Source organism: Thiothrix nivea DSM 5205 (assembly GCF_000260135.1).
Lineage (GTDB): Bacteria > Pseudomonadota > Gammaproteobacteria > Thiotrichales > Thiotrichaceae > Thiothrix > Thiothrix nivea.
Genome location: NZ_JH651384.1, coordinates 750,886 through 773,642, shown reverse-complemented (window position 1 = coordinate 773,642; position 22,757 = coordinate 750,886). Strand labels below are relative to the sequence as shown.

Genomic DNA, 22,757 nt, shown 5'->3' with positions numbered 1-22,757 from the left:
CGAGCTAAGGGGATTTCCCTGAAAGATTCCCCCGCAATGGCTACACTTGTCTTATCGACAAGCGGAGTCCCTATCCCCATGCCCCCCGAACCCCAAACAGCTAACCCGATCCTGAGTGAATCCCAGATAGCCGACCTGAAACTGGCGGCCTCGAAAATGTCTGGCAGCACCCGCCGTGCGTTCCAGGCGGACATGAGCCGGAAATATTGTGCAGGCAACGCCCGCCAGACTGAAAGGTGTTTTGGCTGGGGTCGGGAGGGGGTGCAGTTGGGTTTGGAGGAACAGCGCAGCGGCATGGTTTGCGTGGGTGCGCAGGCGGCGTATTGTGGCCAGAAGCGCTGGGAGGAAACCCAGCCGGAAGCGGCAGCCGCCTTGCTGGCGCTGGCGGAAGCACATAGCCAGCAAGACCCGACATTCCGCAGCAGCATCGCCTACACCCGCCTGACGGCGGCGGAAGCCATCCGGCAGTTACAGGCCATGGGGTTCAGCGGTGGACAAGTGCCCGCCCCCAGCACCATGGCGCGGATACTCAACCGGAATGGCTACCGCCTGCGCAAGGTGGAGAAAGCCAAGCCGCAAAAAAAATTCCAGAAACCGACGCCATCTTCGCCAATATCCAGGCCAACGATGGGCAGTTTGCCGATGGGGCGGTCAAACGCCTGAGCATGGACTGCAAGGCGACCGTCAACATCGGTGACTACTCACGGGGCGGGAAAACACGGGGTGACAATAAAGCCGCTGACCATGAGATGGGCTGCAAAGAGAAATACATCCCTTTTGGCGTACTGGATGAGGACAGTGGGCAGGTTTACCTGACCTTCGGCAGTTCCAGCAAAACCAGTGACTTCATCGTGGATTCCCTGTGCCGGGTATGGGAACAGATGCCTTCTGCTGACAAGGACGCCTGCCAGTGCATCCAGATCAAAGCGGACAATGGCCCGGAAAGCAGCGGGATCAGGACGCAATTCCTCAAGCGCATGGTGGAATTCGCCAACCATACCGGTAAGACAGTCCACCTGCTGTACTACCCGCCTTACCACAGCAAGTACAACCCGATTGAACGCTGCTGGGGGATTCTGGAACAACACTGGAACGGCACCCAGCTCAAGGATGCCGAAACCCTGCTGGAATGGGCAAAAACCATGACCTGGAAAGGCATCAACCCCATGGTCGAATTCAGCCACAAGGTTTATGAGAAGGGTGTGACCCTCAGCAAAAAAGCTATGGAGGCTGTTGAGGCGAGGCTGGAAAGAAATGCTGCTTTACCAAAATGGGACATTCTGATTCGCCCTGTTTTTGGGTAATGTCTTTGAGGTAAATCACCTAAAACCGCCCGTAAACCCGTCCAAAAGCTCAAGTACCACCGGGAAAATGGTGTTTAAGCGTAATTTTGATTGGCTTCCATAAACTGGATAGCCTCATCAACAGGTGCTGTTTCAAACGGGATTTCAGCTGTTGCAGCCTCTTCCTGCTGAGGCTCTTCCTGTGCTGGAAACAGGGTATCAAACTGCGCATAACTGTTCTCCAGCCAGACGGCGACGCGCTTGCGTTCGGCAATGCTCATCAGATCGCGGTTGTTGGCGGCGGCCCAGAAGCTCAGGTTGCTGAAATCCACTTTCTGCATCAGGTGAGGTTGCAGCTTTTTCAGGGTGACAAACTGCGCGCCTTGTTCCTGCGCTTTGCGGTAAGTGGCGGATTGTTCGAAAAGGCTGAAATCTTCGCCGCGCCCTTCATTCATGACGACCACGATCTGCACGCCCTGCGGCTGTGTTTCCAGCCATTTGTCCAGCAGGAACATGGAATCTGCGCCGTCATCCATGATATGCCACAGGTAGGCAGGGCGGTTCAGTTCGGCGAAAATACCGTATACATCGCTTTCCTCAATCCACTGGTGCAGGTGCTTACCGGTCTGGGCAGCAAGATCAACCAGGATTTCAGTGTTCGGGTAGGTTTCCGCTGTTTCGAGGATGGCGTCGAGGCTGTCATATTTTTCTACGTCCAGCGGTGCGGTGAATTCGGCGTAAAAGCGCGAAAACGTACCGTGTGACTGGTCGGAATCGAAACCGGCAAACACAATGCCACGATCAATGAAGTATTGTGCCAGCAAGCGTGTGGTCAGGGATTTGCCGACGCCGCCTTTTTCGCCGCCGATGAAATGGATGCTGCCCATAGTTTTCTCCGTATTGGTGGGGTCAAAAATCATTGTTGATCATATTCAGAGGGAAGGTCTGATTATATGGCGGCGCAGCATACTGAATCATGAGCGTTTCATGAAGTTCTCGGCACAGGAATAGTGGATTTATCTGCTAGGAATTAAGGTGGGGACGGTGGGGGAACGCTTGCGGCTCCACCCACCCTACAGGACAAACTCAATACTCGACCAGAATATCCTCATCGCGCGGAATAAACTGGCAGGCCAACCGCCACTTGCTCGGCAGGTCGTTGACGATCATGTCTTCCAGTTCGTCCTTGCTGACTTTGCCAAGTTCGAGCAGGATAGCCTTTTCCTTTTCTTCTAGGTGATAACCCATCGGGGCGTTATCGCCGAGTTGCGTTACCTTGATAACACAAGTGCCGCACTCGCCGTTTTCGCAGGAAAAGTCGATCGGAATCTTGTTGGTTTTAGCGATTTTCAGGACAGTTTCGGTGAAACTGCCCGCGACCGCATAAACGGTTTTGTCCTTGTATTCAGGACTGGAAAAAGTAATCAATGGCATGGGTTTTCTCCTTAAAATCAGGCCGGTTTGACTTTGCAGTCACCGAGGATTTGTGCTTGGCAGGCGAGGCGGAAATGACGGCCAGCCATATTTTCACGCAGCACTTTTTCTTCCAGCACGGAAGGCTCGGTCAGGTTGTTCCAGCCTTCGGTGACTTCCATCATGCAGGTGCCACAGTCGCCTTCGCGGCAGCCGTAGATCACGCCCGCGCCGATCTTTTCCGAGACTTCGATCACACGGGTTCCGGCAGGGACATTGACCGTCTGGTGGATGTCCTCAAAAGTAATTTTCGCTTTTGGCATGTTGAATCTTCCTTTACTTGCTAGTTAAAAATGGTGTCTGGCGGCGAAAATCAAAGACTGGCGAAGTCGATGACTTCGGGCTTTTGTTCTTTGCCGGTCAGAATATTGGCTATTTCTCTACCAAACCCTAAGCACTCATCCAGTTCTTCTTGCGTCGGAATCAGTTTGACGCGCAGACCTTCGCGTGGAACCCGCATTTTCAGGCCGCGCATCCGGTCTTCGATCATGCGCACTGCTTCGCCGCTCCAGCCGTAGGAACCGAACGCAGCACCCAGCTTGCCCTTGAGGTTGACCACCGCCAGCGAGGACAGCAGATCCCACACCGGTTTGACCGCATCGCCGTTGATGGTGGGGGAACCGAACAGCAGCGCGTCGGCTTCCTCGATCAAATCCACGAACGGGTCAACCTCGCCGCCTTCCAGGTCATACAGCGACACGCGCACACCCTCGATTTCATCCGCGCCGTTGTAAATGGCCTCGGCCATGCGTGCGGTATTACCGTAAGAACTCATGTAAAAAATGATCAGCGACTTGTCGGTTTTCTCATACTCGCGGCTGAGGCTGGAGGTGGAAAGCTCGCGGTAATGCGCCACATAGCGGCGCGGGCGGTCACGCAAAATCGGCCCGTGGGTCGGCGCGATGATCTGCATCCGCAACGGCTCGATCAGCTTGAGCGCGTTCAGCACCCACTCTTTGAAGGGGCGCATGATGTGCGCGTAGTAATAATCGAATGAAAAATGGAAATCCCCCACTCGGTCGTTGAACAGGCGTGGGTCGCAATAATGGCAACCGAATACATCGCCGGAAAAGAGTATCTGCTGCTCTTCCAGATAGGTGCATTGCGTATCCGGCCAATGCAGGAACGGTGTGTGCAGGAAGCGCAGATGGCGGTCACCCAGACTTACGCGGTCGTCGGTGTTGACGGTGGTGTATTCAAACGGCTCTTCCCGATTGGGTCGCAACAACGCCTTGAGCATAGAGGTCGCACGCTGCGAAATGTACAGCCGCGCTTGCGGGGCACGCCGCATCAGTTCCGGCAACGCGCCGCTATGATCCGGCTCCAGATGGTTGAGCACGATCACTTTAATTTCGTCGTAACTGGCGACCGATTCCAGTCGCCGGAAAAATTCGTCGGAAAACTCTTCCTTGACGGTATCAATAATTGCCACGCCTTCGCTGCCACGCACCAGGTAGGAGTTATAGGTAGTGCCGTTGGCAGTCCTGAGGATGATGTCGAAAGTACGCAGGGTAGGGTCGAGCGCACCTATCCAGTAGACGCCGGGAGCGAATTCAACTGCCTCTTTCCATTTCGACACATCCAACGGGGCTTTGTCAGCCATGGCCGTGGCCTTCCAGTGTCAGGGCCAGCAGGGCGGAATGGCGCTTGAGCAGGTAGGCGGGCAGGCCGGGGTAGGCGCGTTTCAGCGCCGGGTCGATCGTCGTGCGATGGCTGAGTTTTTGCAGGAGTTTTTGGAAACGTGATTGCATGGTGTTGTCCTCGTGTTGTGCGCCTGAAGAGGGCGTATGCAATACGCCCCTACAGGGCAGGTCTTCGTAGGGGCGTATTGCATACGCCCTCTTTACCTCCTACCTCGCCTGTATCTCCGCCCGCACCTGTTCCCACCGCTCCGGCGGAATGCCGGTCAGCGAACCCGGCGGGTTCAGCGCCGCGCCCGCGCTATCCACAATCACTTCCTCGATCGGGCAGATGCTGGCGCATTGCGGGTCGGCGTGGTCGCCGTCGCATTCAGTGCATTTCTTCGCGTCGATCAGGAAGTGGGGCAGCGCGGCGTAAATGGCCTGGCTGGGGCAGAGTGGCTCACATGCCCAGCAGTTCACGCATCCATCAACAATTTGTAATGCCATGACTGATCTCCTTACGCCGTAGCGCGCTGTTGGGTTTCAGGTTTTTTGTCGAGCAAGCCCTTGTCGGCCATCTCCTTATAGACGGCAGCTACCGCGTCTTCGATGGCTTCCATCGCGTGTTCGCCGTTGGGCATGATTCCGGCTTCTTCCAGCATTCCCCATGGCTCGTAGCCGATCTTGGAACACAGCACCACCTCGCAGCCCTTGAGCGCGTTGATGGTTTTTTGCAGGACGCTTTCGCCGTCGCCGCAGGTGTCATCGCCGCTGCAATACAGGTCGGTTTTGCGGTGGCTGATGAAACGCACGTCGTGGGCGTTGGCTTCGTAGATGAGGAATTCGCGCGCGTGGCCGAAGTGCTGGTTGATCACGCCCTGACCGGCGGTGGCGACCGCCATCAGTACCGGGCGGGTTTCCTGTTTCGGTTTGACGCCGAGGGATGCCAGCGAGATGAAGGTTTCGTTTTTCTTCTGCTGTTTGGCGGCGAGGGTGGCTTCGATGGCGGCATGGACTTCGGCGCGTTTGACCATGGCGGCGGCGTAGTCGACTTCCGTCGCTTCGATCTTGTCCATGGTGAATTCATCGCCACGGTCTTCACCCAACATGCCTACCGCATCGGCGCGGCATTGGCGGCAGTGACGCATCATGTTCATGTCGCCTGCGCAGGCGTCTTGCAGGGTTTGCAGTTCGTCGTGGGTGGGGCCGCGCTGGCCCATGACGCCGTAGAAGGTGCCGTGTTCGGCTTCGGCGATCAGCGGCATGACGTTGTGCAGGAACGCGCCTTTTTCCTTGACCACCTTGCTGACTTCTTCCAGGTGCTTGTCGTTGACGCCGGGAATCATCACCGAGTTGACCTTCACCAGGATGCCGCGTTCGGTGAGCATTTGCAGACCTTTCTGCTGCTGCTTGATGAGGATTTCAGCACCCTTGCGCCCGTGGATGCGGCGGTTGTTCCAGAATATCCAGGGGTAAATCTGTGCGCCGACGTCGGGGTCGACGCAGTTGATGGTGATGGTCACGTGGTCGATGTTGTGCTTGCACAGTTCCTCGACCTGTTCGGGCAGGGCCAGACCGTTGGTGGAGACGCACAGCTTGATGTCGGGCGCTTTCTCGGTCAGTTGGCGGAAGGTGTCGAAGGTGCGTTCCGGGTTGGCGAGCGGGTCGCCGGGGCCGGCGATGCCCAGCACGGTCATCTGCGGAATGTTGGCGGCCACGGTCATGACCTTTTTCACCGCCTGATCGGGGGTGAGCAGCTCGGAAACCACGCCAGGGCGGGATTCGTTGGCGCAGTCATACTTGCGGTTGCAGTAATGGCACTGGATGTTACAGGCCGGGGCGACCGCGACGTGCATCCGCGCGTAATGGTGGTGCGCCTCTTCGGAGTAGCACGGGTGGTTATGCACCTTGGCGCGGATGTGTTCCGGCAGGTGGCTCAGTTGATCGTCGCTGCCTCCGCAACCGCTGGAGGAACACCCCCCGGCGGCGGGAGCGGTGTCGGTTTGGCTTTGCCCTAAAACAGTCAGTTCCATGCGCGTGTTCTCCGTAACGAAAAGGGTTTCGTGTGGGTGTTGGGGGGACTGTTTCAAGTTGCGTGCCAAGTGGGTGGGTTTTGGGTTTATTGTTTGTTTTTCAATGGGATGGGGTGGTTGTGTTGGTTGTGCTACAAGAGGTTTTGAGGGGGAATGTCGGGAATGTGATGTAGGGAAAGCGACAGATTAAATTATTTGTTGAAGCGAAAGAGTAGTCTCTAATAAACTATTGGCGATAAAATCGCCTTTTGGGAATTTTTTTGAGCTGTGGAACGAGGTGGAGTTAATTACTATGGTGCGTGAAGAACAGGTGTTTGATGTATTTTGGGAGGGGCCTTTTTCCATAACTGAGGATATTAAGCTTAGTAAATCTTGTGAAAATCACGTTCTTTATGCCATTTATAGTACGCATCCTTTATACGGAAAAAACCAGTTAGTCTATATAGGCATGACTTTGCATGGAATTGAACGCCGCCTAAGACAACATATGCCATGGATAAAATTTGAATCTGATTTAATTCAAGTGTATGCGGCTTCAATTGGAAAGTTTACAAGCTGGTATCTTATTGATAACATGGATAAAAAACGTGAGGAATATCCTCGCTATACTTATAAAAAAGATATCGAAGCTATTGAATCTCTTTTGGCTCAATATGCGTTTCAGGGTCTTGTTTTCCCCGGCATTGCAAACGTGATGGATAGCGGTAAAGTTAGTCATTTCCGATAGCCAAGGAGAGGCTTTATGACCTCGCTCATCAGTATTTCCAGCCTGACCAGTGATGCCGCCTGTTTCGAGCAAGTCCGTTCCGTGCGTTGGCCTAATGGGGTGATTTGTCCGCACTGCGGTTCACAGGACACTATCCGTCGAGGCAAGGATGACACCCAGCAGGAACGCCAGCGTTACCAGTGTAAGGATTGCCAAAAGCGTTTTGATGACCTGACGGGAACGGTGTTTGAAGGCCACCACCAGCCGCTGAAGGTGTGGGTGTTGTGCCTGTACCTGATGTCGTTGAACCTGTCCAACCAACAAATCGCCCGCGAATTGGGGTTGAACAAGGATGATGTTCAGGCGATGACGGAACAGTTACGGCGTGGTGTACGAAGAAAAAAAACGCCAAGTAAACCTGTTTGGGAATGTTGAATTTGATGAGGTTTATGTCAAGGCTGGACACAAGGGAAACCCCGAAGCCGTCGCGGATGCTGGGCGTGAAGGTCGCCGCCGCGCCCTGAAAGGTGCGCCGGGGCGTGGGACACTGGAAAGGACAAACCACCCATTTTCGGCATGATCCAGCGTTCCGGGGAGGTCGTGATCCGTATGCTGGCGAATGTGAAACAGACGACGATCAAGCCGTTGATTGTGGAAACGGTGGCAGCAGGCACGCTGGTCTACACCGATGAGTACAACATTTACAGCCGATTGGAAGAATGGGGCTATGCCCACAAAACCGTCAACCATGGCGCAGGCGAATATGCCCCGTGACGAAGATGGTGACGGTTTCCATGAAGTCCACGTCAATACGATGGAAGGTTTTTGGTCACTGTTACGCTCATGGTTACGACCTCATCGGGGGGATCTCACAAGAAAAGCTACCGTGTTACCTTGCATTCTTCGAGTCTCTTCACAACATCAGGAAACGGGGGCAAGCTGCCTTACAGTCCTTGCTTTCGCTGCTGTTGGGATAAGACCCTGAAACGCATATTGAGCCTTACATTATTAACAATATTCATCAACAATTACATTATGAATAACCAGCATGATTTCAGCGGCGGCAAACGCGGCGCGGTCATCAAGACCAACAAGGAGAAGATCACCATCCGGTTCGACCCTGATGTCGTGCAATGGTTCCGGGATCAGGTGAAGGGCGGCGGCAACTATCAGAGCCTGATCAACGATGCCTTGAAAGCCCATATCAAGCAGGAAGGCCAATCGCTGGAGACGGTATTACGCCGGGTTATCCGTGAAGAAATGATGGCGGAAAGGAAACAGGTTGCAGCCTGATTACTCACGCCACCGCCAACCCCGTATATTTCCGTTCGCTGGGATGCCGGAATCCCAGCACGATATGCGCTTTCGGCACGCCCGCTTCCAGCAAGTCGGTGGCGACGCCTTCTTCCGTGCCGTCATACTGAATCCAGATTTTGCCGTCGATCAAACGGATATGGACAATCGCGCCATGCAGGTAGTCATCCCCATCCCAGCCTGACTGCAACAAGGCGTAGTTGGCATGTTCGTCATCAAAGCTGACGGTGGTTTCGATGTCGCCATACACGGGCTTGTATTGAGTGTACTCCAGCAGGATGCGCTTGATCAGCGCCGGGTAGTCTAGTTGGGTAGCCATTGGGTGATAACCTCCTGTTCCGCATCAAATACCAGAATACGCACAGACCCCGTATCCAGCAACAATTGGCCTAATTCCACCTCGAAAACTTCACGGGCAACGCGGGTCGTGACCGCCAGATACAGGATGCGCTCCGGTTCCTTTACTTCCAGAATCCGCCGGTAAAGCGTGTATTGCCCCAGCGCTTGCTCCAAATCCTTGATAACGGATACACCCGTAAAGCTTTTGATTTCGACAACAATTCTGGCCTACTCTTTTTCCGCACTGAGCAATGTTTCCGCGCCAAGGTCTGCAAACATGCGCTTCTTGCCCATCGTCAGCGGGAACGGATCGTGAGTGATGACCCAGCCATCCTTTTCCAGTGCCCGTTTGACTTGATCGTGGTAAACGTCCAGACGCGGCATCTTTGCTCCTTATTGGTCGGTTTGGCCGGGATTATTGGCGACAGAAAATGCTCCGGGTACAGCATCTTTCCATGCGCCATTACCTGCTTCGGGGATGTTGCTCAGATCAATTTCTGTATCCGGTTTGTTTGCCAATGTCTTGAGCATCTTAATCTGTTGTGAGGATAGCTGCCGGGAATAGTTACCCGGTGGCATTTCCGGTGATGGACGTACAGAAATTGTCATGATTTTTGTACCGTGGATAAAGCGATAAGGAAAAGTTTAGCCGTAAAATCCGCTGGTGAGAACGGTATTTTGTTTGTTCAGCGGCGGCAACATTCTACCATTTGCTTGGGTTTTCCAAATATGAGCTGTGCTACACTTTGTGTACATAACTGATCCGGGAAACATCACCATGCAAGCTGTCGAAGTCTTCTCCGCCCGTGATTTGCGCAACCGTTCCGGTGAGTTGATCAAGCACGCCGAACAGGGTCACATGACCGTTATCACCAAGCACGGCAAACCTTCCATGCTGGCGATTCCCTTTGATGAAAACCTGCTGCGCCACGGCGTACAGCGGACAATGGCCTTGTATTTCGTACAATCCCGCCAGATGACGCTTGCCCAGGCCGCCCGTTTCGCCGGGCTTGATCTGGAGGAATTCATCGAACTGCTGGGCGCAAGCGGTATTGATGCGGTGGACTACCCGCCCGAAGAACTGGAGGGGGAACTGGAGCACGCGCTTTGAGCGGCATTGTCATTGCCGATTCCAGCCCGTTGATAGGTTTGGCGCGTATCGGCCAGCTTGATTTGCTGCACCTGTTGTATGCGGAAATATGGATTCCCCCCGCAGTCCACGCCGAACTGAAACCTGACGCCCAGCGCCCCGGCAGCCAAAAACTGAAATCAGCCCTGGAAGCCGGTTGGCTGCGCGTCGCCAGCAACGATCAGATACAGGGTGCGTGCGCTCCGGTTCCTTAACTTCCCGGGGAGTTAAAGGTTTAGCGGATTTTCCTGACTTGTGCACTTAGGTGATTTACCTCAAAGATATTACCCAAAAACAGGGCGAATCAGAATGTCCCATTTTGGTAAAGCAGCATTTCTTTCCAGCCTCGCCTCAACAGCCTCCATAGCTTTTTTGCTGAGGGTCACGCCCTTCTCATAAACCTTGTGGCTGAATTCGACCATGGGGTTGATGCCTTTCCAGGTCATGGTTTTTGCCCATTCCAGCAGGGTTTCGGCATCCTTGAGCTGGGTGCCGTTCCAGTGTTGTTCCAGAATCCCCCAGCAGCGTTCAATCGGGTTGTACTTGCTGTGGTAAGGCGGGTAGTACAGCAGGTGGACTGTCTTACCGGTATGGTTGGCGAATTCCACCATGCGCTTGAGGAATTGCGTCCTGATCCCGCTGCTTTCCGGGCCATTGTCCGCTTTGATCTGGATGCACTGGCAGGCGTCCTTGTCAGCAGAAGGCATCTGTTCCCATACCCGGCACAGGGAATCCACGATGAAGTCACTGGTTTTGCTGGAACTGCCGAAGGTCAGGTAAACCTGCCCACTGTCCTCATCCAGTACGCCAAAAGGGATGTATTTCTCTTTGCAGCCCATCTCATGGTCAGCGGCTTTATTGTCACCCCGTGTTTTCCCGCCCCGTGAGTAGTCACCGATGTTGACGGTCGCCTTGCAGTCCATGCTCAGGCGTTTGACCGCCCCATCGGCAAACTGCCCATCGTTGGCCTGGATATTGGCGAAGATGGCGTCGGTTTCTGGAATTTTTTTTGCGGCTTGGCTTTCTCCACCTTGCGCAGGCGGTAGCCATTCCGGTTGAGTATCCGCGCCATGGTGCTGGGGGCGGGCACTTGTCCACCGCTGAACCCCATGGCCTGTAACTGCCGGATGGCTTCCGCCGCCGTCAGGCGGGTGTAGGCGATGCTGCTGCGGAATGTCGGGTCTTGCTGGCTATGTGCTTCCGCCAGCGCCAGCAAGGCGGCTGCCGCTTCCGGCTGGGTTTCCTCCCAGCGCTTCTGGCCACAATACGCCGCCTGCGCACCCACGCAAACCATGCCGCTGCGCTGTTCCTCCAAACCCAACTGCACCCCCTCCCGACCCCAGCCAAAACACCTTTCAGTCTGGCGGGCGTTGCCTGCACAATATTTCCGGCTCATGTCCGCCTGGAACGCACGGCGGGTGCTGCCAGACATTTTCGAGGCCGCCAGTTTCAGGTCGGCTATCTGGGATTCGCTCAGGATCGGGTTAGCTGTTTGGGGTTCGGGGGCATGGGGATAGGGACTCCGCTTGTCGATAAGACAAGTGTAGCCATTGCGGGGGAATCTTTCAGGGAAATCCCCTTAAACCGCTTTTGCTTGCAATGCTGGCGCATCAAATTGGATGCCCTCCCAGCCGTGGCGCATAAAGGCGCGGATATTGGCGTGGTCGGTTTCGTCCGGCGTCGCCAGCACTTTACGGTAATGTTCGCCAAACAGCTTCAGGGTCTGGAATTCGGACAGGTTGTGTAATTGCGCGAAGGCGAATACCTTGCAGGAGCCTTCATTGGTGCCGGCAGGGTTGCTTACGCTGCTGCCATTCACGCCGTTGCTAAATGCCTGCGGCGTATAGTCGTAATGTACTTCGATGGCCGTGATGACGCTGGCAAAGTCGATCTGATCAGGCTGCGTTTCGAGCTGGTTTAACAGTTCATCAATACTCATGGTGATCCTCCTTATGCAGTGGCGCTGCCCAAACGTCGACGGAATGCTTTGGCGAGTTCAGGGTCGTTCGGCGTCAGCATGTTGGTCAGGTTGATAATCATTTCACGGGCAGCACCATCCTTGTATTCCGGGTTGGCGAAAATGAACTGGCCGGGGAATTTCCCGTGCCAGTGCGCCCAGGGCGTTTTCCATACGGATGCAGGGTTCCGGCCATGCGCCCGTGAATTCGACCACGATGGGCATTTTGCGGGAGTTCAGCAGCACGGATGTGTTGAATGCTGTGGGAGACTTCAAAGATCAGGGCGTCGGACTGGGGCATGAAAGGCTCCTGCGAAACGGACGAGCCTGAAGTATACCCGAACAGGTGGGCATATCCGGTAATTCACTTACATTCCAAGCCGGGGTTTTCACACTACAAAGCTTTGATCTTTTCCAGTTGTGCCTGTAACTGTGTCAAGGCTGTATGCTGCTCTTCAGCCTGCTGGCGCGCAGCTGCCACGACCTCCGGTTTCGCCTTTTCGGCAAATGCGGGGTTATTGAGGCGGCCTTCCAGACCTGCCAGACCTTTTTGCAGTTTGTCGATTTCCTTGCCCAGGCGGGCGATTTCCGCAGCCTTGTCGATCAGGCCAGCCAGCGGAATCAGCACGTTCATTTCGCCTACCAGGGCAGTAGCGGATTCTGGCGCGGTTTCGTCTTTCGCCAGCCAGGTGACGGATGCAACCTTGGCGAGTGAGCGGGCAAAGGCTTCGCTATTGGCGTATAGCACCTTGTCAGTGTCGCTCCAGTTTTGCAGCAGCACGTCGAGCGCTTGCCCCGGCTTGATGTCCATCTCGGAGCGGATGCGGCGGATGCCCATGATGAAGGCTTTCACCCATTCGATTTCGGTCAGGGCAGCCTTGTCGATCAGGGATTCATCAGCGACAGGGTAGGGTTGCAGCATGATGGAATCGCCGGAAGCACTATCTGTTCCCGCCAGCCCTTTGATGCTCTGCCAGATTTCTTCGGTAATGAAGGGCATGATTGGGTGCATCAGGCGCAGGGTGCTTTCCAGAACACGCACCAGCGTGCGGCGGGTGCCACGCTTGGCAGCTTCATTGTCGTTGGCCTTGCCGAGGATCGGTTTGGTCAGTTCCAGATACCAGTCGCAGTATTCGTGCCACGCGAATTCGTACATGGCCTTGGCGGCGAGGTCGAAACGGTAGTTGTCGATGTGGTCGGTAATTTCTGCCGTGGTATTTTGCAATTGTGCCAGGATCCAGCGGTCGGCAGCGGAAAGCTCCACCGGCAGACTGGCATCGAGGCCGGTATCCTGATCTTCGCACTGCATCAGTACGTAACGCGCGGCATTCCACAGCTTGTTGCAGAAATTGCGGTAGCCTTCCAGCCGTTGCAGGTCAAAGCGGATATCGCGCCCGGCGGTGGCGAAGGAGGCGAAAGTGAAACGTAGCGCATCCGTACCATAAGGTTCAATGCCATCCGGGAACTGCTTGCGGGTGGCTTTCTCGATCTTGGCGGCCAGTTGCGGTTGCATCATGCCGCTGGTGCGCTTGGCGACCAGTGATTCAAGGTCGATGCCGTCGATGATGTCCAGCGGGTCAAGCACGTTGCCCTTGGATTTGGACATTTTCTGGCCTTCGGCGTCACGCACCAAGCCATGAATATAGACATCGTGGAACGGCACGTCGCCCATGAATTTCAAGCCGAACATGATCATGCGCGCCACCCAGAAGAAGATGATGTCGAAACCGGTCATCAGCATCTGGGTGGGGTAGAAGTTTTTCAGCGCTTCGTCGTCCACATTCGGCCAGCCAAGGGTGGAAAACGGCCACAGTGCAGAGGAGAACCAGGTGTCGAGCACGTCTTCATCCTGACGCAGGGCAAGGTCGGCAGGCAGATTGTTCTTGCTGCGGACTTCTTCTTCATTACGCCCGACGTAGACGTTACCTGCGTTGTCATACCACGCCGGAATGCGGTGTCCCCACCACAACTGACGAGAGATACACCAGTCGTCGAGGTTGTACATCCAGTGATTGTAGGTGTTTACCCAGTTGCCCGGAATGAAACGGATTTTCCCGCTTTCCACCGCATCAATCGCCGGTTGCGCAATAGCGGTTTTACCGCCGGGGCGGCCATCCGGCTGTATGTCACGGGTCAGGTCAACGTACCACTGGTCAGTCAGGTAAGGCTCGATAACGGTGCCGGAGCGGTCGCCGCGCGGCACCATCAGTTTGTGATCCTTGATTTCCGCCAGCAGGCCGAGTGCGTCCATGTCCGCCACGATCTGTTTGCGGGCTTCATAGCGATCCAAGCCTCGATATTTTTCTGGAATACCGGCAGATGTATTTCCTTGCAAATGTGGGCTATCTACATCTGTAATTCCTACTTTATCTTGGAGTTCGGATGGGACATCAGGAGATGCACGATGCCCCCAAGACATATCGTCAAAGTGGCTAGATTTGATTTTTGCATCTTGCGTAAAAATATTAATCAGTTCAAGGTTATGGCGCTTGCCTACCTGATAATCGTTGAAATCGTGCGCTGGGGTGATCTTGACACAACCTGTGCCTTTTTCCGGGTCGGCGTATTCATCGCCAACGACCGGGATCAGGCGGCCAACCAGTGGCAGCACAACTTGCTTGCCAATCAATTGCTTATAGCGCTCATCTTCAGGGTGTACCGCAACGGCGGAGTCACCCAGCATGGTTTCCGGGCGGGTGGTGGCAACGGTCAGGAATTCGTTGGTAGCATTGCCGCCAGCATCGGCTACCGGATAGCGGAAGTGCCACATGAAGCCGTTTTCTTCCTCGGAAATGACTTCCAGATCGGAAACGGCAGTATGTAAAATGGGATCCCAGTTCACCAGACGCTGGCCACGGTAAATTAGACCTTCTTCATGCAGGCGCACGAACACTTCGCGCACGGCTTCGGACAAGCCATCATCCATGGTGAAACGTTCACGCGACCAGTCCGGTGTAGTGCCCAGGCGGCGCAACTGGCGGGTAATGGTGTTACCGGAGTGTTCTTTCCATTCCCAAACTTTTTCGAGGAATTTTTCCCGGCCCAGATCGTGGCGGGTAATATTTTGTGCATTCAACTGGCGTTCGACCACCATTTGCGTGGCGATACCTGCGTGGTCAGTACCCGGCTGGTAAAGGGTCTTGTCGCCCTTCATGCGGTGGTAGCGGATCAGGGTGTCGATCACCATCTGGTTGAAACCGTGCCCCATGTGCAGAGTACCGGTCACGTTCGGCGGTGGGATCATGATGCAATACGGCTTGCCGTCACCTTGTGGGGCGAAATAGCCGCTTTGTTCCCAATGCTGATACCAGCGTTGTTCGATGTCCTGGGGTTGGTAGGTCTTGTCCATAGCCGCCGCTTTTCAATAATGGATGAAAAAGAGCGGCATTATAGCGGGTTTATTACCCGGGTGGGAAATCACTTCAACATGCTGGAAAGTTCACGCAGAAGCTCGTCACGCGCCTGGTCGATGTGTTTTTCCACGGAAGGGTCGAGGCGGGTCGGGGTAGGTGGGGGGGCTGCCTGCTTGTTGTTTTCGGAGCGGATGGCGTGGGCACGCGCCAGACCGGAGTATTCGTCCTGCCCGGTGGCGGATTGCAGCTCGGCAATGCGCTCTTTCAGGCGTTGTTCAAAGGTTTCACGGCGTTGTTGGTGGGAACGGGGGTTGCGTGCCTGACTGACAATTTCGCTGTCACCTGCCCGTACCAGATCAGTAATGACTGGAATACGGATGGTTTTGTCGAAGTCTTGCCGCATCATAGTCCGTCGTTGTTTAAATCTTAAGTTGATGATAGTCCAGATTATAGCCCCGGTCACGGTAAAACTGGTAGCGTTTACGACCAGCGTGTATTACGGGTTCTTCCTGATCTAGAATTTCGGCTAATCGTTCAAAACGTGAGAAAAATCCTGGTACTTCGTTGGAAAGATTGATAAGCAGCCCGCAATTTTCCATCGGTTCGTGATCATGGCCGATCAGGATGAGTTCATTTTGTTCACGCACTGGAGCCAGCGCATGAGGGATGAATAGCAAGTCATTGAATGTCCATAATAAATCATCCAGACGTTGGCTGGTCGTGGCGGAGTCGGTGTGGATGTAGGTATGCATTTGCTGCTGATAAGCCTTCACCACCACCTTGCAGGCCAGCATCAGCCGTGCCTGCAAGCCATGGGTTTTCCCAACATAAAAATCAATTTTCGTCATGGGCACTGGGCGGGCGTATGCATCGGGTTACCCATGCTGGTTGGCACGGTTGATCAGGATCTGACAAAGCAGAGGAACCGGACGACCGGTAGAGCCTTTGGCCGCGCCACCTTTCCAGGCTGTCCCGGCAATGTCGAGATGCGCCCACGGGTAACTTTCGGTAAAGCGTGACAGGAAACAGGCGGCGGTAATCGTCCCCGCTGGTGGCCCGCCGATATTGGCCATGTCGGCAAAGTTGCTTTTGAGCTGATCCTGGTATTTTTCGCCCATTGGCAAGCGCCAGGCTTCGTCACAGGCTTGCTTGCCTGCCGCCAGTACCTCTTCCGCCAGCGCGTCGTTGTTGCTGAGCAAGCCGGAGGTGTGGTGCCCCAGCGCCGTGATGCACGCGCCGGTCAGGGTGGCGATGTCGACCACGGCGGTGGGGTTGAAGCGTTCCACGTAGGTGAGGGCATCACACAGTACCAGACGGCCTTCGGCGTCGGTGTTGAGGATTTCGATGGTCTTACCGGACATGCTGGTCACAATATCGCCGGGTTTGCTGGCTCTGCTGCTGGGCATGTTTTCAGCCGCAGCGATTACACCCACTACGTTCAGCGGTAACTGCATTGCCACACAAGCGGTGAGTGTACCGATCACGCTGGCTGCGCCGGTCATGTCGAATTTCATTTCATCCATCGCATTGCCCGGTTTGAGCGAAATGCCTCCGGTGTCAAAGGTGATGCCTTTGCCGACCAACACGAAAGGCGCATCCCCGGCATTACCGCCGTGGTATTGCAGGATCACCAGCTTGCCGTCCTGTTCGCTGCCCTTGGATACGGAGAGGAATGACCCCATGCCCAGCGCATCCATGTCGGTTTCTTCCAGGATGTTGATGTCCACCTTGTTGCAGGAGTTGGCCAGCTCTTGGGCGATTTCGGCCAGATACGTGGGGGTGCAGACGTTGCCGGGGCTGTTGGCAAGGTCACGGCTGACCTGCATCCCTTCGGCGATGGCGAACCCCTGGGTGACGGCGGCGCTGAAATCGCCTGCGATGGTGTGGGCAATTATCCAGCCTTCCAGCATGGGTTTGGCGGCATCATCCTTTTTGCTCTTGTAGGCATCGAAGGTGTAGAGCGCGTCGGCTACAGCCGTAACTGTCTGGCGCACGGCACTTTGCAGGTATTCGGAGGCAATTTCATCAGTCAGGAAGGAAATGGCATTGCCAACCTTGCCACTTTTCAGGGCATTGACGGCGCTTTGGGTGATTTGCGCCAGTGCTTCCAGCGTCAGTTTGTCTTTTTCCCCCATTCCTACCAGCAGTACCCGTTTGCTGGTGACGCCGGGCAGGTTATACAGCAGGCTAGTGCGGTTTTTATCCCCACTGAAATCGCCAATGTCGAGGTGGTTTTGCAGTGCGCCGCCGCTGGCGGCATCCAGTTGGGCGGCTGCGGCGGAAAGCTTGCCATGCCGGTAAACGCCCACAATCACACAGTCAGTGTGTAATACTGCGGCATTGGCAGACGGTTCGAAATGGTAGTTCATGCGTTATCCCTTCAGATGGCTTTTGTTGTCGTGACACAGTTTACACGACAGAATTCCAATCCTGAAAGACTGCCGTTGTTCATGCCGATTCGGCAGTGTAACCGCAGTTCCAACAAGCCTGGAACTGGCCTTCGATGCGTTCGTGGCAACTGGGGCAAGTCCAGTCAGGGGCATTCGTGCGGGCCTCCAGGGTCAGGCGGATGACGGCGAGGGCGCGGGTTTCGTCTGCTTCTTGCACCCACAGTTCCGGCCAGGTTTCGTTGACCGGCAGTTCGCCTGTACCACCACTGAGGAAGTAATTTTTCAGGATGCAGCGGATACCGGCATTTTCCAGCACGTCATGCAGGAAGCTGGCCATCATCGGGGTGGCGGAGGTGTAGACACGTTTCATCATGCTGACATTCTAGCGTTTTTTCCTGTTGCCACGGCAATTCCTGATAATCACTGGGTTCACTGGACAGGTTTGCGCAGCACGTCGAAACGCGCCGGGTTGTGGAAGCGTGCGCCTTCGGGGCTTACGTGGGCGTTGAAACGGGTTTTTACGCTCTGGTACAGCGTGTCATCCAGTTGGTGGTTGGTGTGGGTGACCTGGATGATGCGCTGGTCAAATTCGTCAAAGTTGGCGAAACGGCTTTCGGTGTTGCAGAAAATTTGTTCCACCAATTCCAGTTTGCCGGATTCGACCGCTTCACGCACGGCATTAAAGGCCAGCTCACGCACCACTTTTTCATCGTGAAACAGGCGCAGGATGTCGTTGAAATCGCCTGCGTACACCGGTTCGGAAATCCATGCCATGCCGCCGGGTTTGAGCACGCGGGCGATTTCCTGCATGGCTTTCCCCATCAGCTCACGCGGCACATGGTGCAGGGATTTGAACATGAATACCACGTCGATGCTGTTGTCGGGCGCGTTAATGGCTTCCGCGCCGCCTGCGTGGAATTCGATATTGGCGGGGCGTTCGCTGGCCAGGTTGTTGGCGTGCTGGATCTGGTCGACTTCGGTGGCGATGATGCGGGTAACCGGGAAACGGTCGGCGATGCGGCGCGTCATTTGCGCCTTGCCGCAGCCGAGTTCCAGCACGGTGGCGTTCTCCAGCGGCAGGTGCTTACCGATCAGGTCGAGTTCGTTGCAAAGGGTGTTGGCATTTGGGTTGTGGATTTGCATGGCGGTCAGCAGATGGTTACGGAGGGTTTATTTTGGCATGAATCCCTGCCGGGTATTCAAGTTTTTGGACTACAATGCCAGCCATTCAGCAGAGATCAAGGAGACATTGAATGGGATTGCAACAGATGGCCAGGGTATTGTTGTTGCTGGCGCTGACAACAGGGACAGCGCTGGCGCATTCCGACGCCGCCAGCCTCAGCGGCGGTTTCATGAGTGGTTTCACCCACCCGCTGTTTGGTTGGGATCATGTGGCGGCCATGGTGGCGGTCGGTTTGTGGGGGGCGTTTCTGGGGCGGCCTGCGATTTGGCTGTTGCCGGTGGTGTTTCCGGTGGTCATGGCGTTTGGTGGGATGTTGGGTGTCGTGGGTGTTCCGCTGCCTGGGGTCGAAACCGGTATTGCGGCATCGGCGCTGGTGCTGGGGCTGATGGTGGTGCTGGCGGTACGCCCGCCGTTGTGGGTGGCGGCGTTGCTGGTGGGCGCTTTCGCCATTTTCCACGGCCATGCGCATGGGGCGGAATTGCCGGTTGCTGCTAACCCGCTTGTTTATAGCATCGGTTTTGTGGTGGCGACCGGTTTGCTGCACCTGAGCGGGATCGCCTTCGGTGAATTGTCCCGCTGGCAGTGGGGCAATACGGCTGTCCGGGCCAGCGGCGCGGTGATTGCGTTGGCGGGTGTCGGTTTTCTGGCTGGTTTGCTGTAAGCGGCTCACCCATGATGCATTTTTTCCTGCAAGGTTTGCAGCACCCGCTACTGTATCCGGCTCACCTGATTGCCTTGATAGGGTTGGGGTTACTGCTTGGGCAGCAAGGTATGCGACAAATGCGTTCAGGCGGGTTGGTTTTCCTGCTACTGGCGTTGCTGGGGTTGGAATTGACCCAGTTGGGTGTAGCTGACTGGCGTAACGAAGTGTTGCTGCTGATACTGGCAGGTATCGCGGGTGCACTGCTGGCCTTGCGCCTGGGTTTGCCGCCTTGGTTATGTGTGTTACTGGCAGGTTTTGGCGCGCTGTTGGTGGGGCTGGATTCTGCGCCTGCCCTGATCCCCGGCATGAAAGCCATGAAAATTCAGGCCATGCTGGCGGGTACGCTGGTTGGTGCCAGTGGGGTGTTGGTTTTACTGGCGCTAACCGGCTATCTGCTGCGTAACTTGCTGGATGGTATTGTGCTGCGGGTAATCGGTTCCTGGGTGCTGGCCAGCGCCATGATGGTATTGACTTTTATGCTGGTCAAGCCATAGCTATTTAATTCAATTGTTTATTGGTGTTTTTTTATGTCTTTTAACAATTTTTGGCTGGGTGTGGCGGTCGTGCTGTCGAGTTTTACCAGACCGGTTTTGGCTGGTGGTTTTCACTACGATATTGATGTCAACAACCAGTTGGTGGAAGACGCCAGTGGTAAGTTGACCGGTCTGCAAATGCGTTGGCTGTATGGCCAGGAAGTTTCGCAAATGTTGCTGGAAGGCGAGGATCTGTCCGCTGGTAAGCGCGCCGCAAGCCTGCAAGCACTGGCAGATCAAATGCTGGGTGACCTGCTCAAGCTGAACTATTTCACCCGCCTGAATCTGGATGGGCAGGCATTGCAGTTGGTTACCGTGACCCGGTATCGTCTGGAACTGACGCAAGACCAGCGCCTGCAACTGGATTTCCTGTTACCGATTGTGACGCCACAACATTTGGCGGGGAAAAAGCTGGATGTCGCCCTCGCTGATTCCAGCGGTAGCGCGACGCTGAAATACCGGGATGCCAGTCGCATCAAGCTGGGAAGCAAACTCAAGGCTACCTGCACAGTGGGGTTGGAGCAGAAAGAAGACTTTGCCCATGGCGACCCTGCCCAAATCGCGCATGTACAGTGCAGATAGCCAATGATCAGGGCTTGATTTCGTAAACTAGGTTGTTCTCCCGCTGGTCGCCTGAGAGCAGCACTTGGCGCACCACTTCGCCATTCTTCAGATACACCAGTGCCACATTGGGGCGGCTGGTAATCCAGTTCAGCTCGGTACGCAGCACAGGGCGTTTGTTTTCGATGTCGATCATGCGCCAGAACAGGAATATCTTCCACCACGGGGTGAGTTTGCGCCGGTCTGATGCGATGCCGGGTATGCCGCTCACTTTCATTTTCCAGGTGTCGTAACGGAACAACCGCCAGAAAAATACCCGTTCCCACCACGGCAAGGTTTCCGGGCTACAGTGGCCGCGCCGCACCTTGGTGGCCCAGTTGGCGAGGAAGGTTTCCAGCATCCGCCCCACCTGTGGCGTGTTGCGCATCGCGCTGCTGGTGAGTTGCAGGCATTGCAACACTTGCGGATCCAGCGGATTGCTGCGGTTGGTGTAGGTCGCGCGGTTGACGAAACTGTAATGCACGTCGCCGGACAGGAAGGTCACTTTTTCCAGCCTCATCCGTACCCGTAATGTGTCGAGGAAAAATGCCATCCCGCGCCGGTTGGCGACCCAGCTTTCCACGTCCATGCTGCTGGCGCTGAACAGGCCGGTGAAACCGCCCGCCAGTACACCGATGCGGTAGAGGAAATCCTGCAACCATTCGATCGAGGAAAAGCCGAATACCGGCGTGCCGGTAATGAAGATGGGCTGTTGGTTGGTGTCGATAATATTGAGCCATTCACCGCGCATTTCATCCAGCGCGTAACGATCCATCAGTTGCGGCGGTTCATTGTTACTGCCGAAATTGCGCTGGGTGCGCGAATCCATCACGAAAATGGGCGGCGTGGTGGGTAGCACAAAGCTCCAGCGACGGAATTTCCACAGATGAAAGTCGTATTCGGCGGCTTTGGGCGGGTCGTCCGGGTCATCCAGATGATCTTTGATGATCTGGATGAAACTGTCGTGGTACTGCGCCGGGCTGTTGCCCCATGCTTGGAACGCCCAGTAGGCGGCCAGCCCGTTGGAGATCACCCGTGTGCCATTCCTGCTGGAACTGAGCGTGTCATACCAGCTACGGCACAAATTCCAGTCATCAGTGATGTCGTGGTCGTCGAAATTCATGTAGGTGGCGATGTTGGCGAATGCTTTGCGCACCTGCGGTTGGCTTTCGACAAAGGCTTGCAGGCTGTGCCGCTCCAGATCCTGCACCTTGTCGGGGGAAAAGCGTTCCAGACCGTTCAGTTCCTCGGCCTTTTCCATGCCGCTGGCGTTGAACTGGAAACCGACCCGGTTGCCGAACGTGACCAGATACAGGGCGGCGTACTCGCCAAAGCTGAGTACATGCGCATATTTGGAGCTGGATGTCAGGCCGCAACCGGTCTTGATCAGGGAACGCTCTGCGTCGGTAATCTGGCAAACATTGGCGTTATCGGGCAGCGCGATGTCCTTGCCCATCAGTTGCAGTGCCAGTGCTTGCAGGTAAACCATCAGCTCTGGCCGCACATCATCGGCGTAAATCTGGTCACCGACCAGGAACAGCATGGCAGGGCGTTTGTCCAGGTCGCGGCGGGTGTCTTCCAGCTGGTCGGTCAGCAGTGCCAGCGAATCTTTGTGCTGCACCTGCCCATCGTCGTTGAACGATAAGCCGTGCGTTTTGCGGCAGGAGCCATAGGCAATCACCCCAAGCTGGCTGGGGATGAAAAAACCAGGGAGCCTTTCTCCGGCCAGACAAACATCATCCAGATCCAGCAGCGTATTGGCATTATGGTCAAACAGCTCATAATTGAGCAGGGCATCGGTGGGGAAGGTTGTGGCGAGTGGACAAGCTTCCACCAATGTGACCCACAATTGTTTACCCAACTGCCAGTTTGACTGGCCAGGGATAATGTGGGAACGGTGGATGGAATCGGGTTGCGCAGGCTGGCTGATCAGCGCGCCGCTGGCATCCAGAATGCGTAAGGTCAGTTTCAGTTCAGTGCTGCTGGCCAGCCACACGGTGACGCTGCCGGTGGTGACGCGCCGCAGGATGGGGCCTGCCAGAATACGCGGTAGTGCAGGGAGGGTAAGGGATTCTTCCATGGTAAAGCCGCCCATGTTTGCTGTTTGTTACAGCAAGCATAGGCCGAAAGCGATAAGTT

Annotated in this window: 25 protein-coding genes and 4 pseudogenes; 9 read left to right on the top strand and 20 right to left on the bottom strand. The window is 55.4% G+C overall.

Annotation, left to right across the window (positions count from 1 at the left end; all coding sequences use genetic code 11):
* Positions 1-36: 36 nt before the first annotated feature.
* Positions 37-1,304 (top strand): annotated as a pseudogene (locus THINI_RS27160) (ISAzo13 family transposase).
* 74 nt (positions 1,305-1,378) lie between these two features.
* Here the strand turns inward: THINI_RS27160 and THINI_RS04080 are convergent.
* The 7 genes from THINI_RS04080 to nifB form a co-directional block, all read right to left on the bottom strand.
* Complete coding sequence (locus tag THINI_RS04080) at positions 1,379-2,170, bottom strand: P-loop NTPase family protein (RefSeq protein ID WP_002707390.1); 792 nt, start codon at positions 2,168-2,170, stop codon at positions 1,379-1,381.
* A 199-nt stretch (positions 2,171-2,369) separates the two neighbouring features.
* Entirely contained in the window at positions 2,370-2,717 is a 348-nt protein-coding gene (locus tag THINI_RS04075) for a 2Fe-2S iron-sulfur cluster-binding protein (RefSeq protein ID WP_002707389.1), read from the bottom strand.
* A 17-nt stretch (positions 2,718-2,734) separates the two neighbouring features.
* Positions 2,735-3,019 (bottom strand): 2Fe-2S iron-sulfur cluster-binding protein, encoded by a 285-nt coding sequence (locus tag THINI_RS04070; RefSeq protein WP_002707388.1) that lies wholly within the window; start codon positions 3,017-3,019, stop codon positions 2,735-2,737.
* A gap of 50 nt (positions 3,020-3,069) precedes the next feature.
* The gene (locus THINI_RS04065; protein WP_002707387.1) at positions 3,070-4,359 is read right to left on the bottom strand and encodes an FprA family A-type flavoprotein; all 1,290 of its coding nucleotides are present in this window, start codon (positions 4,357-4,359) and stop codon (positions 3,070-3,072) included.
* Positions 4,352-4,507 (bottom strand): hypothetical protein, encoded by a 156-nt coding sequence (locus tag THINI_RS24995; RefSeq protein ID WP_002707386.1) that lies wholly within the window; start codon positions 4,505-4,507, stop codon positions 4,352-4,354. The genes THINI_RS04065 and THINI_RS24995 overlap by 8 nt, the downstream gene beginning before the upstream one ends.
* A 99-nt stretch (positions 4,508-4,606) precedes the next feature.
* Complete coding sequence (locus THINI_RS04060) at positions 4,607-4,885, bottom strand: 4Fe-4S dicluster domain-containing protein (RefSeq protein ID WP_002707385.1); 279 nt, start codon at positions 4,883-4,885, stop codon at positions 4,607-4,609.
* 11 nt (positions 4,886-4,896) lie between these two features.
* Complete coding sequence (gene nifB / locus THINI_RS04055) at positions 4,897-6,411, bottom strand: nitrogenase cofactor biosynthesis protein NifB (protein WP_002707384.1); 1,515 nt, start codon at positions 6,409-6,411, stop codon at positions 4,897-4,899.
* 292 nt (positions 6,412-6,703) lie between these two features.
* Here nifB and THINI_RS04050 point away from each other — a divergent pair, with 292 nt between their 5' ends.
* The 3 genes and pseudogenes from THINI_RS04050 (at position 6,704) to THINI_RS04035 (ending at position 8,410) form a co-directional block, all read left to right on the top strand.
* Positions 6,704-7,138: a GIY-YIG nuclease family protein gene (locus THINI_RS04050; RefSeq protein ID WP_002707383.1), complete on the top strand. Its 435-nt coding sequence runs from the start codon at positions 6,704-6,706 to the stop codon at positions 7,136-7,138.
* A 15-nt stretch (positions 7,139-7,153) separates the two neighbouring features.
* Positions 7,154-8,094: pseudogene (locus THINI_RS27155) on the top strand (IS1595 family transposase).
* Between the two features lie 58 nt (positions 8,095-8,152).
* Complete coding sequence (locus THINI_RS04035; protein WP_002707382.1) at positions 8,153-8,410, top strand: BrnA antitoxin family protein; 258 nt, start codon at positions 8,153-8,155, stop codon at positions 8,408-8,410.
* Between the two features lie 4 nt (positions 8,411-8,414).
* Here THINI_RS04035 and THINI_RS04030 read toward each other — a convergent pair whose 3' ends face one another.
* The 3 genes and pseudogenes from THINI_RS04030 to THINI_RS24985 form a co-directional block, all read right to left on the bottom strand.
* Positions 8,415-8,750 carry a XisI protein gene (locus THINI_RS04030; RefSeq protein ID WP_002707381.1) on the bottom strand — a complete coding sequence of 112 codons (336 nt, stop codon included), beginning with the start codon at positions 8,748-8,750 and terminating at the stop codon, positions 8,415-8,417.
* A pseudogene (locus THINI_RS26260) lies at positions 8,735-9,154 on the bottom strand (element excision factor XisH family protein). The gene THINI_RS04030 and the pseudogene THINI_RS26260 overlap by 16 nt, the downstream one beginning before the upstream one ends.
* 9 nt (positions 9,155-9,163) lie before the next feature.
* Positions 9,164-9,379: a hypothetical protein gene (locus THINI_RS24985; RefSeq protein WP_154724341.1), complete on the bottom strand. Its 216-nt coding sequence runs from the start codon at positions 9,377-9,379 to the stop codon at positions 9,164-9,166.
* A gap of 169 nt (positions 9,380-9,548) precedes the next feature.
* On the opposite strand from THINI_RS24985, the gene THINI_RS04020 reads away from it, so the two are divergent.
* Entirely contained in the window at positions 9,549-9,881 is a 333-nt protein-coding gene (locus tag THINI_RS04020; protein WP_002707380.1) for a DUF7317 family protein, read from the top strand.
* Positions 9,878-10,114, top strand: coding sequence for a PIN domain-containing protein (locus tag THINI_RS04015; protein WP_002707379.1), 237 nt, complete (start codon positions 9,878-9,880; stop codon positions 10,112-10,114). The genes THINI_RS04020 and THINI_RS04015 overlap by 4 nt, the downstream gene beginning before the upstream one ends.
* Before the next feature lie 69 nt (positions 10,115-10,183).
* On the opposite strand, the pseudogene THINI_RS24055 reads toward THINI_RS04015, so the two are convergent.
* From THINI_RS24055 to THINI_RS03965, 9 genes and pseudogenes are all read right to left on the bottom strand, one after another.
* Positions 10,184-11,193, bottom strand: a pseudogene (locus THINI_RS24055) (ISAzo13 family transposase).
* A 285-nt stretch (positions 11,194-11,478) separates the two neighbouring features.
* The gene (locus THINI_RS04000; protein WP_002707377.1) at positions 11,479-11,838 is read right to left on the bottom strand and encodes a HopJ type III effector protein; all 360 of its coding nucleotides are present in this window, start codon (positions 11,836-11,838) and stop codon (positions 11,479-11,481) included.
* A gap of 97 nt (positions 11,839-11,935) precedes the next feature.
* Positions 11,936-12,157, bottom strand: a complete 222-nt coding sequence (locus THINI_RS03995) for a hypothetical protein (protein WP_040839070.1) — start codon at positions 12,155-12,157, stop codon at positions 11,936-11,938.
* Between the two features lie 93 nt (positions 12,158-12,250).
* Positions 12,251-15,205, bottom strand: a complete 2,955-nt coding sequence (locus THINI_RS03990; protein WP_002707376.1) for a valine--tRNA ligase — start codon at positions 15,203-15,205, stop codon at positions 12,251-12,253.
* A 68-nt stretch (positions 15,206-15,273) separates the two neighbouring features.
* Entirely contained in the window at positions 15,274-15,615 is a 342-nt protein-coding gene (locus tag THINI_RS03985) for a hypothetical protein (protein ID WP_154724340.1), read from the bottom strand.
* A gap of 13 nt (positions 15,616-15,628) precedes the next feature.
* Entirely contained in the window at positions 15,629-16,057 is a 429-nt protein-coding gene (locus tag THINI_RS03980; RefSeq protein WP_002707374.1) for a DNA polymerase III subunit chi, read from the bottom strand.
* 27 nt (positions 16,058-16,084) lie between these two features.
* Positions 16,085-17,578 (bottom strand): leucyl aminopeptidase, encoded by a 1,494-nt coding sequence (locus THINI_RS03975; protein WP_002707373.1) that lies wholly within the window; start codon positions 17,576-17,578, stop codon positions 16,085-16,087.
* 79 nt (positions 17,579-17,657) lie between these two features.
* Complete coding sequence (locus tag THINI_RS03970; RefSeq protein ID WP_002707372.1) at positions 17,658-17,972, bottom strand: putative signal transducing protein; 315 nt, start codon at positions 17,970-17,972, stop codon at positions 17,658-17,660.
* 56 nt (positions 17,973-18,028) lie between these two features.
* On the bottom strand, positions 18,029-18,742 hold the full coding sequence (locus tag THINI_RS03965; protein WP_002707371.1) for a class I SAM-dependent methyltransferase: 714 nt from the start codon (positions 18,740-18,742) through the stop codon (positions 18,029-18,031).
* A 110-nt stretch (positions 18,743-18,852) separates the two neighbouring features.
* Between THINI_RS03965 and THINI_RS03960 the strand changes: the two genes are divergently transcribed.
* From THINI_RS03960 to THINI_RS03950, 3 genes are read left to right on the top strand one after another with little or no spacing between them, the layout of a single operon-like run.
* Complete coding sequence (locus tag THINI_RS03960; RefSeq protein WP_002707370.1) at positions 18,853-19,443, top strand: HupE/UreJ family protein; 591 nt, start codon at positions 18,853-18,855, stop codon at positions 19,441-19,443.
* Between the two features lie 11 nt (positions 19,444-19,454).
* On the top strand, positions 19,455-19,979 hold the full coding sequence (locus tag THINI_RS03955; RefSeq protein WP_002707369.1) for a HupE/UreJ family protein: 525 nt from the start codon (positions 19,455-19,457) through the stop codon (positions 19,977-19,979).
* 33 nt (positions 19,980-20,012) lie between these two features.
* Positions 20,013-20,600 (top strand): DUF1007 family protein, encoded by a 588-nt coding sequence (locus tag THINI_RS03950; protein WP_002707368.1) that lies wholly within the window; start codon positions 20,013-20,015, stop codon positions 20,598-20,600.
* Between the two features lie 7 nt (positions 20,601-20,607).
* On the opposite strand, the gene THINI_RS03945 is transcribed toward THINI_RS03950, so the two are convergent.
* On the bottom strand, positions 20,608-22,698 hold the full coding sequence (locus tag THINI_RS03945) for a metallophosphoesterase family protein (protein ID WP_002707367.1): 2,091 nt from the start codon (positions 22,696-22,698) through the stop codon (positions 20,608-20,610).
* Positions 22,699-22,757 lie beyond the last annotated feature (59 nt).

Bases quoted from the DNA above. Each gene is read 5' to 3' on its own strand.
- THINI_RS03955 (WP_002707369.1), top strand. From the start codon at position 19,455: ATGATGCATTTTTTCCTGCAAGGTTTGCAGCACCCGCTACTGTATCCG.
- THINI_RS04020 (WP_002707380.1), top strand. From the start codon at position 9,549: ATGCAAGCTGTCGAAGTCTTCTCCGCCCGTGATTTGCGCAACCGTTCC.
- THINI_RS24995 (WP_002707386.1), bottom strand. From the start codon at position 4,507: ATGCAATCACGTTTCCAAAAACTCCTGCAAAAACTCAGCCATCGCACG.
- THINI_RS04035 (WP_002707382.1), top strand. From the start codon at position 8,153: ATGAATAACCAGCATGATTTCAGCGGCGGCAAACGCGGCGCGGTCATC.
- THINI_RS03960 (WP_002707370.1), top strand. From the start codon at position 18,853: ATGGGATTGCAACAGATGGCCAGGGTATTGTTGTTGCTGGCGCTGACA.
- nifB (WP_002707384.1), bottom strand. From the start codon at position 6,411: ATGGAACTGACTGTTTTAGGGCAAAGCCAAACCGACACCGCTCCCGCC.
- THINI_RS04075 (WP_002707389.1), bottom strand. From the start codon at position 2,717: ATGCCATTGATTACTTTTTCCAGTCCTGAATACAAGGACAAAACCGTT.
- THINI_RS04065 (WP_002707387.1), bottom strand. From the start codon at position 4,359: ATGGCTGACAAAGCCCCGTTGGATGTGTCGAAATGGAAAGAGGCAGTT.
- THINI_RS04050 (WP_002707383.1), top strand. From the start codon at position 6,704: ATGGTGCGTGAAGAACAGGTGTTTGATGTATTTTGGGAGGGGCCTTTT.
- THINI_RS04060 (WP_002707385.1), bottom strand. From the start codon at position 4,885: ATGGCATTACAAATTGTTGATGGATGCGTGAACTGCTGGGCATGTGAG.
- THINI_RS04070 (WP_002707388.1), bottom strand. From the start codon at position 3,019: ATGCCAAAAGCGAAAATTACTTTTGAGGACATCCACCAGACGGTCAAT.
- THINI_RS04030 (WP_002707381.1), bottom strand. From the start codon at position 8,750: ATGGCTACCCAACTAGACTACCCGGCGCTGATCAAGCGCATCCTGCTG.
- THINI_RS03990 (WP_002707376.1), bottom strand. From the start codon at position 15,205: ATGGACAAGACCTACCAACCCCAGGACATCGAACAACGCTGGTATCAG.
- THINI_RS04000 (WP_002707377.1), bottom strand. From the start codon at position 11,838: ATGAGTATTGATGAACTGTTAAACCAGCTCGAAACGCAGCCTGATCAG.
- THINI_RS03965 (WP_002707371.1), bottom strand. From the start codon at position 18,742: ATGCAAATCCACAACCCAAATGCCAACACCCTTTGCAACGAACTCGAC.
- THINI_RS03950 (WP_002707368.1), top strand. From the start codon at position 20,013: ATGTCTTTTAACAATTTTTGGCTGGGTGTGGCGGTCGTGCTGTCGAGT.
- THINI_RS24985 (WP_154724341.1), bottom strand. From the start codon at position 9,379: ATGACAATTTCTGTACGTCCATCACCGGAAATGCCACCGGGTAACTAT.
- THINI_RS03945 (WP_002707367.1), bottom strand. From the start codon at position 22,698: ATGGAAGAATCCCTTACCCTCCCTGCACTACCGCGTATTCTGGCAGGC.
- THINI_RS03970 (WP_002707372.1), bottom strand. From the start codon at position 17,972: ATGATGAAACGTGTCTACACCTCCGCCACCCCGATGATGGCCAGCTTC.
- THINI_RS03995 (WP_040839070.1), bottom strand. From the start codon at position 12,157: ATGCCCCAGTCCGACGCCCTGATCTTTGAAGTCTCCCACAGCATTCAA.
- THINI_RS03975 (WP_002707373.1), bottom strand. From the start codon at position 17,578: ATGAACTACCATTTCGAACCGTCTGCCAATGCCGCAGTATTACACACT.
- THINI_RS03980 (WP_002707374.1), bottom strand. From the start codon at position 16,057: ATGACGAAAATTGATTTTTATGTTGGGAAAACCCATGGCTTGCAGGCA.
- THINI_RS04080 (WP_002707390.1), bottom strand. From the start codon at position 2,170: ATGGGCAGCATCCATTTCATCGGCGGCGAAAAAGGCGGCGTCGGCAAA.
- THINI_RS03985 (WP_154724340.1), bottom strand. From the start codon at position 15,615: ATGATGCGGCAAGACTTCGACAAAACCATCCGTATTCCAGTCATTACT.